Consider the following 13,851-nt stretch of genomic DNA (forward strand, 5'->3'; position numbering starts at 1 on the left):
TGAGTGCATCATCAATGCTGCGCTTTAATGGAATTTTTCGACCGCCACGAATGCCTTCATCAGCGGTAATCAGTACTTTTGATTTGCCATCAATAACACGTGAAGCAATTGAGTCAGGTGAGAAGCCGCCAAAGACAACTGAATGGACTGCACCAATTCGGGCACATGCTAACATTGCTACGGCAGCTTCTGGCACCATAGGCATATAAATAGTAACGACATCACCTTTGCAAACGCCTTGGCTGCGAAGGGCATTCGCAAACTTACAGACATCTGTATGAAGTTCGCGGTAGGTTATTTTGCGTTGCTCGCTTGCATCATCGCCTTCCCAGATAATGGCGACACGGTCGCCATTTTTTTCAAGGTGGCGATCTAAACAGTTCGCTGATGCGTTTAATGTACCGTCATAAAACCAATTGATGGAAAGGTTATGATCATCAAATGAAGTTTTCTTAATTTTGGTGTAGGGCTTGATCCAATCAATGCGCTTACCGTGTTCTCTCCAAAAACCTTCTGGATTTACCACAGATTCTTGGTACATTTTCTTATAGGTATCATTGTCTACCAGTGCGTTGTTTGCGAAATCTGCTGGTACTTTATAGAGAGACTGCGAGCTCATATGGCTTCCCTTTGTCGAATTTAGCGTTACGAAAGTATCGTCTGCAAGGTGAGGTTAACACTATTAGACCTTGGTCTAGTTTTAAAATATCCTTAATATTTAATCTGTTGCGCATGTTAGCATAGCACCAAATTGATACAGATTTATTGCCCAATTATTAAGCAAATATAATAAGAAGAGAAAACCATGAATTTGACCTTAGTCGTTGCTGTCATTGCAATTTGCTATGTTTCTTTACTGTTTATCTTAGCGTGGGGTGCTGAGCGATGGTTTAGTAAGATCACCAAAAAAGTGCAGGTGTGGATATACGGCTTAAGTCTAGCGGTTTATTGTTCTTCTTGGAGTTTTTTGGGGACGGTTGGTCAATCTGCGACCGATTTATGGTCTTTCTTACCGATTTATTTAGGCCCAATCTTAGTTTTTACCCTTGGTTTTGGGGTGTTGCGCAAGATGGTGATTATTTCTAAAGCACAAAATATCACTTCTGTTGCGGATTTTATTGCTGCCCGTTATGGCAAATCTCAAACCCTTGCTGCCATTGTTACGCTGATTGCCTTATTTGGCATCATGCCTTACATCGCTTTACAACTTAAAGCGATGGTGTTTAGTTTAAATTTATTCCAACCAGACGACCAACCGTTAAGTGCGGTTAGCGTTCCATTATTAATTACCTTTATTTTAGCGATTTTTGCCATTTTATTTGGCACCCGAAAACTGGATGCCACAGAACATAACCCGGGCATGATGGTAGCAATTGCATTTGAGTCGCTGGTGAAATTGGCAGCATTTTTGATCGTTGGTTTTGTGATTACCTATTTATACTTTGATGGCTTTGGTGATATTTGGCAGCAAGCATCTGAGAAAGATATTATTAACAATGGCAGCTTGAATATTGTGTCATTTCTACCTGAGATGTTAGTGGGTATCGCAGCCTTTATGTGCATGCCACGTCAATTCCATGTGATGGTTGTTGAGTGTGCTGAAGAAGCGATACTTAACAAAGCTCGTTGGATTTTTCCGCTTTATTTAGCCATGTTCGGACTATTTGTTGCTCCTCTGGCATTAGCTGGCACTTTATTATTAGGTGATAGTGTCGCTGCAGATACCTACGTGATTAACTTACCTCTTGCATTGGACCAGCCTGTGCTGGCAGTTATAGCCTTATTGGGCACTTTATCAGCAGCAACAGGTATGGTCATTGTGGCGGTTGTAACCATAAGCGTAATGATTAGTAACGAATGGCTAGTGCCTTTCATGCTTCGCACTGGGCGTGTTAGCGGCACCAACTTTAACCAATTTGCCCGATTTTTATTAAATGCCCGTCGTGTAGCCATAGTCATCATTCTAGCCCTGGGTTATTTAAGTTATTTACTGTTTGGTAATAGCGAGTCGTTATCACACCTTGGTCAATTATCTTTCGGCGCGTTTGCCCAGTTAGCTCCAGCGTTATTGGGTGGTATGTACTGGAAATATGGCAATCGCTCAGGAGTGTTTCTTGGTTTGGCGGTAGGCTTTTCTCTGTGGTGTTACATCTTATTTGAAGGCAGTGTTGGCCTTGGTGGGGAGACTGGTTTACTTGCTTCAATTAGCCCTGAAGTTGCAGATACATTAATCGCACTGGTTGCGAATGTCATTTGTTATATCTTGGGCTCGTTATGGTTTAGAGCTGGCGTTGCTGAACGAATTCAAGCCAGCCATTTTATAAATCCTGGGCTAAATAAGCAGGGTGATAAAAAGGACTCCAGTCGTAAGCATGGCGCCATTTCACAACAAGATTTATTAATTCTGGCCAGTCGATTCGTCAGTCCTACGCGGGCATACGAAAGCTTTAGTAAATTTTCTCCTGATGCAGTACGAAGTGACTCTTGGCACAAAGTGGCAGGGGAGCCATTAATTTCTCATACAGAACATATGCTTGCTGGTGTGCTAGGGGCGTCGAGTGCTTCATTAGTCATGGATTCTGTTTTACAAGGGCGTGATTTGGCACTTGATGAAGTATTTAGTTTAGTGGATGAAGCTTCATCAAAAATCATATTAAGCCAAGATATGCTGCGAGGCGCTATTGAGCATGCTTATGAAGGAATGAGTGTTGTCGATAAAGACTTAAACCTTGTTGCATGGAACTTTAAATACGCAGAGCTTTACGATTACCCTGATGACTTTTTACAGCAAGGTATGCCAATCAGTGAAGTGGTTCGCTTTAATGCTGCAAGAGGCTATTGCGGTGAAGGCGATATCGAAACGCAAGTTGAAATTCGTGTGCAACATATGCGTAATGGCAGTGCACATACTTCAGAGCGGCAACGCCGTGATGGCAAGGTCATAAAAATTCAAGGTAACCCAATGCCTGATGGTGGCTTTGTAATGACCTTTACTGACATTACTCAGTATCGCCAACAAGAAAAAGCCTTAATTGAAGCCAATGAAACCCTAGAGTCACGGGTTCAAGAGCGTACGTATGAGCTGGCAATGCTGAACAGTGAACTGCTTGAAGCAAAAGCCCAAGAAGAGCTAGCTAATGCGTCTAAGAGCCGCTTCTTAGCCGCTGTAGGTCATGATTTAATGCAGCCATTGAATGCAGCGCGTTTATTTACCGCATCACTGGCTCAATACCCCGATTTAGATTTAGAGGGCAAAACCACTATTTCTCATATTAATAATTCACTTCGCACCGCAGGTGAGTTATTAACGGACTTACTCGATATTTCAAAATTAGATTCAGGAATGGTGGAAGTCAATCGTCGAGATTTTGCATTAGGTGAGCTGCTAAATGGCTTATCTGTCGAGTTTGAAGCGATGGCAAAAGATAATCAAATTCGATTTAATATGATGCCTTGTAATGCCACGATTAATTCAGATTTATCGTTATTAAGACGGATTTTACAAAACTTCCTCACTAACGCTTATCGTTATGCCAAAGGTGGCCAAGTATTATTAGGTTGCCGCCGCCGTGGTGACTTTATCGAAATACAAGTGCTAGATACTGGCTGTGGTATTGACGAGCATGAAACCGAAGAAATTTTTAAAGAGTTTAAACGACTGAATCATCCTAGTAGCCGTAATGTGAGTGGATTGGGATTAGGGTTAGCGATTGCAGATAGAATAAGCAAAGTACTCGACCATCAAATCCAAGTAACCTCAAAGCTCGGCCAAGGATCCGTGTTTTCAATCATAGTGCCACTTGGTGAGACGGTTAGCGAAAAAGTCGTTAAACCTGTGCCAACTTTAACCCAGCCTTTAGCTGGAGTTAAAGTCTTATGTATTGATAACGAAGAAGCTATCCTAGCAGGGCTTGAGAGCTTATTAACCCGCTGGAAATGTGAGGTTGTGTGCGCATCAGATTTAGCCGATGCACGCATTAAGCTGGGCTTAAAAGGGGTGGCACCAGATATTGTTTTAGCCGATTACCATTTAGATAACGATCAAAATGGTGTTGATGCAATGGATGGGATCCGCTCTCGATATGGTGAGCATTTACCGGGGATCTTGATTACTGCTAATACTAATAAGGATTTAGTTGACGATGTGCAAAAGCGAGGCTATCACTATATGGCGAAAATGGTGAAACCTGCGGCATTGAGAGCACTTATTTCTAGCTTAGTGAAGTAACACTCTTGTATATGTATCAGCTAAAAACTGAATTAATTATCTGCTGAATACTATAATGTGACTTGAAGAAAAACAGTCAAATTGCCTTTAAGGACTTTCGTTTAACTTTATGTAAATCTAACATGACCTTTCTGTGGTTAGGGGGATCCAAGCTGTTTTTAGGAAATAAAGGATATAGCACAGTTAATATTATTTTGCTGATGGCCAAGATAACACGAAAATAATGGGCCACAGTTTTAATGAACTGCAATCATTACTCTTACGACAATGTTTTTTTGCGCGATAACTAAGCGACTAACCATTAATAAAAGAAAGCCGATACCTCAAGATATCGGCTTTCTTGTTTCTCAATTATTGTGCTAGCTAGCTTTTAAAGCAATGCTAACTAGCCATATTTCAAGATTAAGCTGCTGTTCTTTGGTGTAATAAGTTTGTATCACTAATGAATACGAATGCAGTTTCTGTTTTTAGCTTCGCTTACCCACTTTATTTCCCTAGTATCAATTCGCGGGCTGTTTCGTATAAAAAAACAGCAAAGTCGAGTGGGAATAATAATTATATAGGGAAGTATCATGGTAAAAATAATAACAAGCTTAATGTTGGGATTGAGTCTATTGCTGTCTCCAGTCAGCGCGATGTCTGATGAGGCTATAAGTCTTAACAAATACCAGCCTAAACCATTCGTTAAAGTATCTCACCCTGAGTGGGTTAAGAATGCCACTATTTATGAAGTGAATATCCGTCAATACACTAAGCAGGGGACTTTTAATGCGTTCACTGAACACTTACCTAGATTAAAGGAAATGGGGGTGGATATTTTATGGTTGATGCCTATTCATCCAATAGGTGAGTTAAACCGTAAAGGTGAAATGGGCAGTTATTATGCAGTTAAAGATTACTATGGTGTAAACCCACAAATGGGGAACTTGGCTGATTTGAAAGACCTAGTGAACCAAGCGCACAAAATGGACATGTACGTTATTTTAGATTGGGTGCCAAATCATACGGCTTGGGATAATCCACTGACAAAAAACCACCCAGAGTGGTATAAGCTAAGTAAAAAAGGCGAGTTTCAATCTAACCCTTGGTGGGATTGGCAGGATATTATCGAGTTGGATTATCAACAGCCCGAATTAAGACAGTACATGACAGAGGCTTTAAAATATTGGGTTAAAGAAGTCAATGTTGATGGTTATCGTGTTGATACTGCAGGTTATGTGCCCACAGACTTCTGGAATACAGCTAGATCTGAACTTGATAAAATTAAGCCGGTATTCATGCTAGCTGAAGCTGAACTACGTGATTTACATGAGTATGCTTTCGATATGGCTTACTCTTTTAGGCTGCACGATGTTTTACATAATGTTGCTCACGGGCATAAAGATGTTTCTGCTATTTATTCTCACTTTGGCAAGTTAGAGAATCGATGGCGTTTAGACATGTTGAGAATGAATTTTGTAGATAATCATGACTTAAACGCATGGGATAAAACCATGTTTGAAAGGTTTGGTGATTTTTTACATGCCAGCATTGTATTGACAGCAACAGTAGAAGGAATGCCACTGATTTATAGTGGTCAAGAAGCTGAATTAGATAAGTCTCTGGCTTTTTTTGATAAAGACGTCATTGAATGGAAAACCACTAAAACAGGGGCAATATATCAACAGTTATTTGGCTTGAAGCATCGTAATACCGCCCTTTGGAACGGTAAGTGGGGAAGTCATATGTTACCTGTGGCAAACAGCAACAAAAAGGCTATTTTTTCATATACGCGAGCGAATGATGCCGATAAAGTTTTTGTTGTTTTAAACTTTTCAAACCAAGTTCAGAAAGTGACATTTAACAGCACGAAGAGACATCTCGATAAATATACTGAGCTGTTCAGTGGTGATAAGGTGATTATCAAGCCCGATACTGAATTAGCTATAGAACCATTTGGTTACCGAGTCTATGTAGTTGAGTAGTGACATGGCCTCAAGTCATTAATCAAAACATGAAATGAAAAAGGCAGTGTGAAAACACTGCCTTTTACTTGACTAGATTAACAACACTTGGAGAAAGTATTGTTGATTTATTTAAATTACTTTTCTAACTTAGTGAAGTAATCAAAAATAACTGGTACGTCATTTTGACCCATACCAGCATCAACAGCTTCTTGTAAGCTAGTTGAAGTACCTTGAGCAATTAAAGACTTAGTACCTAGGTCTTCACACATTGCAAGGAAGTAACCAAGATCTTTGTTAGCGTTAGCAACAGAGAAACCTAATTTTTCTTCGCCATCTACCGCGTAAAACTTACAGAACTGCATGAATGGTGAGTTTGAAGGGCCAGCAGACATGATATCAAACAATTGTTGACCATCAACGCCAGCTAGTTTTGCAACAGCAAAGGCTTGAGACATAGTCGCAACAGTTGTCATGCCCATGAAGTTGTTGATTAGTTTAGTTGTGTGACCTGCGCCAAGTGCGCCTAAGTGGAATACATTCTCGCCTTGCTCTTCTAACAGAGGCTTAACCTTGTTGAATGTATCCATGTCGCCAGCAGCCATGATGTTTAACAGACCATCTTTAGCGTGTGCAGGGGTACGACCTAAAGGAGCATCAATCATGCCAGCACCTTTTTCAGCAAGTGCTGCGCCAATCTTCTTAGTAGAAGCTGGGATAGAAGTACCGAAATCAACTAATACAGAACCTTCTTTGATACCGGCTAAAACACCGTCATCACCGTAAACAATTTTTTCAACTACAGCTGAAGTGGTTAAACAGAACTGAACAACGTCACTTGCTGCAGCTAATTCTTTAGCTGAAGTAAAGGCTGTTGCATTACCACGGTCAGTAACACGAGCAACAGCTTCTGCACTAAGATCCATTACATTTACTTGATAACCTCTCTTTTGAAGGTTCTCAACCATGTTGCCGCCCATAAGGCCAAGTCCGATGAAACCAATGACAGGCTTTGTCATATCTAACTCCTAAATATATTGGTAAATGCTATCTAAATGCTAAAAAGGATAAGCATCAAGAGTAGGCGTGCTAAGAAATTTATATAAAGCCAACAAATAAGCTGTCTTTATATGTTTAAATTAATGGTACGAATTCTTTACTTACTTCTGATTTTTTAATTGTATTACAATAAGACTGTAAAGCCAAACTATTACTAACCAATTTTCTTTATTGGTTTACCAATTTGTGATTTTGTGATGTTGGTTGTTTTTTGAAGTAAACAAAGTGGTGTGGCTATTCGTGTTTATTTAAGAGAGCCCATTAACTTTTAATAGGCTCTCTTCGAAGGTGCGGCTAAATTAGAATCTAGCGCGTAGACCTAGAGTGTAACGACGATCTGATTCACTGTATTTCCATACTGAACCTAGCTCAGTTGTGTACTCAATTGGCTCACCTGTTAAGTTCACAACGTTACCGACTACAGCAAAATGTTCATTGATATCCCAGCTTGCAGAGAAATCAAACTGACCACGCGCTTCACGGTAGTTGTTACCTACAGTAGCATCAAAGTTTTCAGCAGTAGGGTCATTTTGGTTAAAGACGTTATAACCTAAAGCACCGACTGTTTGAACACGTTTTTCAGCTTGTGAATATAAGTAACGGTCACGCCAGTTGTATGCTAAACGGAACTGTAGATCTTCATTTTCCCAGTAAATTTGGCCGTTAGCTGTATTTTCTGAAATGTTTAGAAGAGGGTTGCCGTCAGGCTGTGCACTATCTGCATAGGTATAGTTGGCATTAACACCAAAACCAGACCAGAAACCAGGTAAGAAGGTAAACTGTTGCTGATAAGCAAGCTCTAAACCTTTCACTTCACCACTGCCGCCATTCACATCAGTGTCAATTACAATACCTGTTTGACCAGCTGCTTTTTGTTGATCAACGTAAGCTAAACCTTGGTCTTCTGTGGCAAAGTTAACATCGCCTTGGCTTTGACCTGCTGTGTCGAGTAAACAAATGTTACCCCACTCAGTGGTGTTTTGACCTGATACTGTACTTGGGTCAGCTAAACAGCTGCTGTCAGTTTGTGTAAATGAGTTCACATCTTTATAGAAAACTGCTGCAGAAACTAGGCCACCGTCTCCGAAGTAATGTTCTACTGAGAAATCGTATTGAGTAACACGGTATGGCTCAAGTTGATAAGATCCTTGAGTACCAGTCACTAACGAGTTATCGATTGATAATGCTGGGCTTAATTCATCAAAGTCTGCACGGCGCATGACTTTAGCTGCTGCGAAACGCATGAGTGTTTCGTCTGTTAGTGTGTAAGTCACGTTTAAGCTAGGTAGGAAGTCTGAATAATCATTCTCACCAGTATCAAGTACTTTATTACCATTGTCATCAACTGATGCAACAACACTAGATTCTAATTCTGTTTGAATGTAACGACCACCAAATACAGCAGTTAGGTCATCAAAATCTAAATGGAATTGAGCGTAAATCGCGCTGGTTTTCTCATTAATTTCTTTGTATGCACCGCTATCTTCAACCATGTTGTCAGCTAATGAGCCATTCATAGCATAAGAAGTACCTGCAAGCATTTGCTTAACAAGTTCATAAGTTGCTTCAGTATTTTGTAATTGATTAGCATCGTATACATTGTATGTCAATAAATCGTTTTGACCGTTAACACCGGTTTGGTCAAAAGAGTTATTGAGATTCACAATGTTCATGCTGTCGCTAAGAAGCGCATTATCAATCCAGATTGGCGCAAAGTTACCATTATCATCAACGGCTTTCTTATATGAATCTTTTAGCGTGGTATTGCCATTAATTGGCTTTAGATCAAAACGATTTGCTGTGTAATCACGGTCAGTAAAGCGAACACCGGCTTTAACTGCTGAAACCCAATTTACACCGATATCAGACATTGTAAAGTCAAAGCGAAGTGCTTGCTCTTCATTGTCTGTTTCAAGTGTTTTGTGGAAGAATTCACGGAAAACTAAGTTATCAGGATTTGTTAACATACCTGAGTCGGCATACATATAACCTGGAATGCCACCACCTGAATAAGAACTACTAGTACTTGTGTGAGTCACTAAGTCGGTTGTAGGATCGGTACGTTCGATAGGACGTAGGTTAAATTCGTTTGCTGTTTGTTTTTCTTCAGATTTAGATAAAGAATACTCTGCAGAAATTTCAATTGAATCTGTTAAGAACCATTCACCACCAATAGCGTGTGAAGTGGTATCTGAAGTAGTGAAGTCACTCCATGTTTTTGGAATCACCAATACGCCATCTAAATCATAGTTATGCAGCTCACCATTACTATCATAGTAAGAGTCACTTCTAGCGACACTAGAACCACCAACATCAAGAATAGAGTAAGCCGATTGACCACCGTCAAGCTTAGTTGCATTCAAATCAAGATAGATATTAGCTTCAGCACTAGCAGGTTCCCATTGTAGCGAGATACCATAAGCAGTACGTTCACGTTCTTCTGTTTTTTGCTCTACTGTATTCTGAGTACGACGTAGGTATTTACCATTTGGCCCACCAGAATCATCAACAATACCGTCACCATCAATGTCGATATTGTCTTGTAAATCTACTTTGCTGAAAAATTCATCACGGCGTAATTCACGATCTAAATAAGCTAAGTTAGCTGACGCACCAAATGTACCTGCATCACCGAGATCCCAGTTATTACCAATACCCATAGAGAAATTAGGTGCTGTATTTTCTGTTTTATCTGCGTATTCACCGTCTAACGTTATCGCGACTAGTGGCTCAGAAAGCTCTAACGGGCGAATCGTTTGCATGTTGACAGTACCCCCCAAGGCACCTTCAATCATTTCAGGCGTTGGTGATTTAATCACTTCAACTGTTTTTAAGAAACTTGATGGGAAGTCATCTAATCCGATACCACCACGGCCAGCGCCAGCAGTTGAACGGCCATTAAGTAATACAAGGTTTTCTGATACACCGCGAATCGTGACAGACTCACCAACACCAAAGTCAGTGCCAATTGAAACACCAGTAATGCGTTGTAATGCTTCAGCAATGTTGTTATCTGGCAATTTACCTATGTCTTCAGCAACAATAGCGTCAACGATACGGTCATCAGTTCGTTTCATTAAGTTTGCCGCTTTCAAACTACCGAAAATGCCTTTTACAGCAATCACTTCGATGTCATCGGTATCTGCTTGTTCAGTTGGTTCTGCAGCGTAAGCTGGTAGTGTTAACAGTGCTGTTAATGCAGCACCGAAAATCGATATATTAGTCGCTTTACTTTTAGTGTCACTATACATGGCACTTATTTTATTCAGCTTCATAATTCCCCCAAGAATGGTATCAAGTCATACGTTACCCTTTGGTATGACCAATTGTTGTTGTTTTTATCAACGGTAACATTTATATAACAGGCGCAAATTGATTGCAACTTATTATTACCAAAACAATTACATTGGTATACCAAAGTCTATTTTTTATCTGTTTATTGCTATTAGTGAACGACGACTCTTGGGCTTGGTGAGCGGTTGAATTAGCTGGTTGTAGGAATTTTATTTGACTGTATGCATATGTTTTTGTTTGTTTTATGCCATCTATTTTAATGTGGCGCAGATATGATGTTTTGATATTTTTTAGTCGGTTAATTTAAATTTTGGTAATGTATCAGGTTGAATATTGGTAATACCAGTTGGGATTGTTTTTGTAACAAAACTTACGAGTTTAGTTGTAATTTAAAATAAATATAATTCATGAGAATTAATAAAAGTTTTAAAATATAAGCTATTAAACAGTGGGTTAGCTTAAGGTTGGAAAAAGTAACTTCTGGCGGGAATGTTAAAACCTGTAATAATGTAACAATTCTGTCAAAAAAAATCGAGTTGATACTCTAGGTTAAGGCTTGTTAATTAATTGCAGATGAGTGTTGTGCGGAACTTAATCATAAGTTCCGCAGTTTAATCGATTAGTTCAGTTTTAAATGGTTCATTTATTAGCAAAATAACGGGCTACAGCTGGCTGGTAGGGGCTATTAATCCCCACATAGGCTGGCCCAAAAGCAGAAAGTCCGCGCTCAGTGGTGAACTCTTTAGGTGCAGGAAGCACTACAACCGCCACATTCATTTGTTTATTAAAATTAGGATTGGTAATAGGGGTTAGGTTATTCATGTCTAAGCAGCAAATTAAGTCAGGGATAGTAACATCAACCACATCATTGAGTCTGGCCACAAGGTTCTCGTTCTTCACTTCAATATGGTAACGGTTATTAATAAATTCATCGCTTCCGTCAATAAAAACCTCGCCAATGGTAAAGCCATCTTGGGTTTTAAAGTTAAAATCAGAAACCACACCTCTGAATGCCACATAACCTCCACCGTGGCTTGCTATCTCAGTTGCAATATCTTTGTTTTGTTGTTCTTTGGCAAGACGATAGGCCTGACCAATCGCTAATGATTTAGAAATCGTCCCTTTAATGACGGCATCTTTTACTTGTTCAATAGGCATCGCATGGTCAATGGCAGCAATATCATTGCGACTTATCATAGATAGTGCACGCACAACACTTTCTGCGCGTAAATCATCTATGACGTTTTCACAAATAAAACACTCACCAAATTCATTAGCAGTGACTATTGGTGCTGCTGGGATATCATTAAAATAGTAAGTTGAATGGGTTATCTCTGGAACTGCACGTCCCGCGACATCGGCATCAATGATATAGCCATTTGCCATTGCAGCGACGTAAAAAGAAATAGCAGTATTTGAACCACCGAGCTCACAACAAATTGTGCCGTAAAATTGATTGCCAGTGTATTTTTCGAGTCGTTTGAAGGCGGTCATGATTGATGAGTCTGCAGATTTGGGCAAACGTTTATATTGTCGTTCTTCTTCCTCGGACATTGGTGATAAAGCACCGAGCATGTAGGGGGTACATATTTTTTTTCCAGTTGGCACTTCATCAACGCTAACTAAATTGAAGGTCTTTCCTTCAGCTATCGCTTTATCAATATAATAAAAACCTTCGTCAAGTTCACCACCCCCACCAGTGCCTAAAATAGCGCAACCGTGCAATATGTCTGATAAGTCTAATCGAGTCAGTGTTTTCATCGTATACATCTCTTAAGCTATAGGTTAAGGGAAAGTCAAAAGGGGCTAACCGCGTTAATGTTAGGGACTAGCTAAAAAATATGTTTTCAAAAATGGCGACTACACAAAACAATTGATGGTTTAGTTTGAGCGAGACAAACGATTTTTTTGCCAAACTTTCATCAATAGATAATAACTCGGCATTGTGATGATGATTGCATCGCACACTTCAATTCCAGTAAAAGTGAAATAACCGTTATTGACGAGTAGCGAGGTCGAAATACCAATTCCCCAAGCTATAACGGCTAAATAATTTATTGCAGGTAAATGAGAAACTTGTGCTAATTGATAAGTTTTTTGTCTGCGAAGGATAAAAAAATCGACGACATAAATAGCAGCAACAGGCGCGAAAATGATCGATAAACTAAATAAAAAGTCGGTGAAGTTTGCTAATAGATTGAATGAAGCAACGATAGTACCCAGTACACCAGCCACTACGATAATTTTCCATTCTTTCCAGTTAGCATTAATGGCATTAAATCCTAATGCTGCACTATAAAGGTTAACTACATTAGTGACCCAGCTGGACATGATTAATAATATAAAGGCTAAAGTACCAATTCCAAGCGTAAGCATCACTTGTAAAATGTCATTTTGCTGAACTGCTAAGCCAGCCATTGCCGCTGCAATATACACAAATGTATTGAGCAGTAAAAAGGGCAGGAAGGAGGCGACAACAGTATCGGTTTTGGTTTTAGCGAATCGAGTAAAGTCAGGCATCAGTACCACACTGACGATAAAACTTCCGACCACGGCGGATACTGCCTCACCAAAACTAAGTGAAATAGTGTCCATTTGGTTAGTCTGTGCTGCAGTTTCTGTCGCGGGGATCACGTAGCCAAAACTCTTGTAAAGCATATATGCGGTCAATATAAACAGTACGGGAACAAACAAACTGGATACTTTTTCAATAAGCGAAAAGCCCCAAATAGTGGTCAGCGTAATAAGGATCCCTGCACAGAGCTCTAACGCCCAAATAGGAAAGGTAAGATTAAACATTTGCAGTATTAAGCTTTGCGATACTTCGCTAAACAAATTGATGTTAACGCCGTACCAGCCAAGTAAAGACAAGACAAATGCTAAAGTAAGCAGGTTGGCGCCTTTCGTACCAAACACAAACTTCATCGTCATACATGATGCTAAGCGGTTATGCATGCCTACTAAGCCCGTTATCGCACCGAGCACAGAGAGAATGACACCACCTATTAAGAATGCATAAATACTTTGTGTTATACCGAGTGCACCACCTAATTCTAAGCCAGTAATGAGTCCAGGAACAGCAAAGGCAAGGCCGCCATTAATCATTCCAATACGTATGCCACCTACGGTTTTATGTAAAGGAACTGGGCTGGTGGCATAGTCGTCAAGTAATCCATCATAATTTGATTTATCAGCATTTGTTGGTACCGAGCTCGACTGACTATTTGTTGGTACCGAGCTCGACTGACTATTTGGTTGTACTGGCTGATTTACTGACATGAACCCTCAACAGGCCTCAATTGAGGCCTTTGATTTAATGATTAACGA

7 protein-coding genes are annotated in these 13,851 nt (G+C 39.9%); 2 read left to right on the forward strand and 5 right to left on the reverse strand.

The annotated features are described in order from the left end of the window. A partial coding sequence (locus FNZ24_RS15765) for an AMP-binding protein (RefSeq protein ID WP_153915692.1) occupies nucleotides 1-619 on the reverse strand: 619 nt, incomplete at its 3' end. 186 nt (nucleotides 620-805) lie between these two features. Here FNZ24_RS15765 and FNZ24_RS15770 point away from each other — a divergent pair. Together FNZ24_RS15770 and FNZ24_RS15775 are read left to right on the forward strand one after the other, a co-directional pair. Continuing rightward, nucleotides 806-4,228, forward strand: coding sequence for a PAS domain-containing hybrid sensor histidine kinase/response regulator (locus tag FNZ24_RS15770; RefSeq protein WP_153915693.1), 3,423 nt, complete (start codon nucleotides 806-808; stop codon nucleotides 4,226-4,228). A 572-nt stretch (nucleotides 4,229-4,800) separates the two neighbouring features. Beyond that, nucleotides 4,801-6,192, forward strand: coding sequence for an alpha-amylase family glycosyl hydrolase (locus FNZ24_RS15775; RefSeq protein WP_153915694.1), 1,392 nt, complete (start codon nucleotides 4,801-4,803; stop codon nucleotides 6,190-6,192). Nucleotides 6,193-6,308: 116 nt separating this feature from the next. Here the strand turns inward: FNZ24_RS15775 and FNZ24_RS15780 are convergent, their stop codons facing one another. The 4 genes from FNZ24_RS15780 to FNZ24_RS15795 all read right to left on the reverse strand — a co-directional run bounded on the left by FNZ24_RS15780 (nucleotide 6,309) and on the right by FNZ24_RS15795 (nucleotide 13,803). Then, nucleotides 6,309-7,190, reverse strand: coding sequence for an NAD(P)-dependent oxidoreductase (locus FNZ24_RS15780; RefSeq protein WP_153915695.1), 882 nt, complete (start codon nucleotides 7,188-7,190; stop codon nucleotides 6,309-6,311). Between the two features lie 339 nt (nucleotides 7,191-7,529). Beyond that, nucleotides 7,530-10,505 carry a TonB-dependent receptor gene (locus FNZ24_RS15785; protein WP_153915696.1) on the reverse strand — a complete coding sequence of 992 codons (2,976 nt, stop codon included), beginning with the start codon at nucleotides 10,503-10,505 and terminating at the stop codon, nucleotides 7,530-7,532. Between the two features lie 658 nt (nucleotides 10,506-11,163). Next, nucleotides 11,164-12,285 (reverse strand): DUF917 domain-containing protein, encoded by a 1,122-nt coding sequence (locus FNZ24_RS15790; RefSeq protein ID WP_153915697.1) that lies wholly within the window; start codon nucleotides 12,283-12,285, stop codon nucleotides 11,164-11,166. A 120-nt stretch (nucleotides 12,286-12,405) separates the two neighbouring features. Continuing rightward, nucleotides 12,406-13,803: a cytosine permease gene (locus FNZ24_RS15795; RefSeq protein ID WP_153915699.1), complete on the reverse strand. Its 1,398-nt coding sequence runs from the start codon at nucleotides 13,801-13,803 to the stop codon at nucleotides 12,406-12,408. Between the last annotated feature and the right edge of the window lie 48 nt (nucleotides 13,804-13,851).

It is taken from the genome of Shewanella sp. TC10 (assembly GCF_009663145.1).
Lineage (GTDB): Bacteria > Pseudomonadota > Gammaproteobacteria > Enterobacterales > Shewanellaceae > Shewanella.